This is a genomic window from Agrobacterium sp. CCNWLW155, assembly GCF_036888815.1.
Classification (GTDB): Bacteria; Pseudomonadota; Alphaproteobacteria; order Rhizobiales; family Rhizobiaceae; genus Agrobacterium; species Agrobacterium radiobacter.
The window spans coordinates 1-1,277 of record NZ_JBAKFW010000058.1; the positions used below are offsets into that span (position 1 = coordinate 1).

Consider the following 1,277-nt stretch of genomic DNA (forward strand, 5'->3'; position numbering starts at 1 on the left):
TCGATATTTTCCCATGCTCCGGTCTGACCGGAGACGAGAATGGCCTCTGCGATGCGCTCGATCTGCACGCCGTCTTTGAAGTCCGGCGAAGCCGACGTCTTGTCAGCGATGGCCTTCAGGAAGTTGTACCATTCGATCGATTTGATATCGATGTAGCCCTGCCCCATGCCGGCGACGGGCCACAGCTTGTCGCCGAACGGCTGGTTCGGACCAGAGTAAATTGTGCGGAAGCCGAAGGCGTCGGCCGGATCATCGGCAAAGGCGACGCGCAGCTCATTGAGGCGCTGATAATCGAAGGCGATCGAGCCCTTCGAGCCGTGGATCTCGAAGCCGAGCTGGTTATGATGACCCCAGGAGTTACGCGTCACTTCAATGGTGCCATGCGCGCCGTTCGAGAACTTGATCATCGTCAGCGCCGTATCATCGACATCGACCTTGCCCTTCTCCGTCGATGCAGCCCCGCTCGGACCAAAGAAGCGGCCCGCCGGTAGCGGACGCTCCGGGATGAAGGTCTTGACGATTGCGTTGACCGAAGCAAACTCGCCGACCAGAAGGCGTGCGGCATCGATCACATGCGTCCCGATATCGCCGAGCGTACCAGAACCCGCCAGAGCCTTGTTGAAGCGCCAGGAGAGTGGCTTTTCCGGGTCCGCGCCCCAGTCCTGCAGGTAATAACCGCGGAAGGTCAGGATGTCGCCAATGCGTCCCTCCTCGATCAACTTCCTGGCCATCTGCAGGGCCGGCGTATGGCGGTAGTTATAAGATACCATTGTCACAACGCCGGTCTCTTCCGCTGCCGCGAGCATGGCTTCCGCCTCGGCGACCGTCATCGACATCGGCTTCTCGCACATGATGTGCTTGCCGGCCTTTGCAGCCGCGATCGCGATCTCTGCATGAGTGCTGTTGGGCGTGCAGATATCAACGATGTCGATGTCAGGCCGCGAAACGACCTCGCGCCAGTCGGTTGCATATTCCGCAAAACCATATTGTTTGGCGGCATTCTGCGCCAACTCCTCGTCGATATCGACGACCACCTTGCGCTCAATCTCGATCGGAGAACCGAACAGGATCGGCACAACCGCCGTTGCTATCGAATGGGCCTTGCCCATGAACCCCGTGCCGATAAGCGCAACATTCAACTTCTTCACTTGTAGGTCTCCATTGGGCAGCACACATCGTGCCCTTGATCGTAAGTTCCCGCAGCCATTAAGGCCGTCAAATTTGTGATGTTAACGTATACAACAACACAAAAATCCAGATGTCAACGATTACATTTT

1 protein-coding gene is annotated in these 1,277 nt (G+C 57.4%); it reads right to left on the minus strand.

Going from position 1 to position 1,277, the window contains the following annotated elements; translation table 11 throughout:
• The coding region (locus V6S97_RS29095) for a Gfo/Idh/MocA family protein (RefSeq protein WP_334428449.1) at positions 1 to 1,148 on the minus strand (1,148 nt) is incomplete at its 3' end.
• Positions 1,149 to 1,277 lie beyond the last annotated feature (129 nt).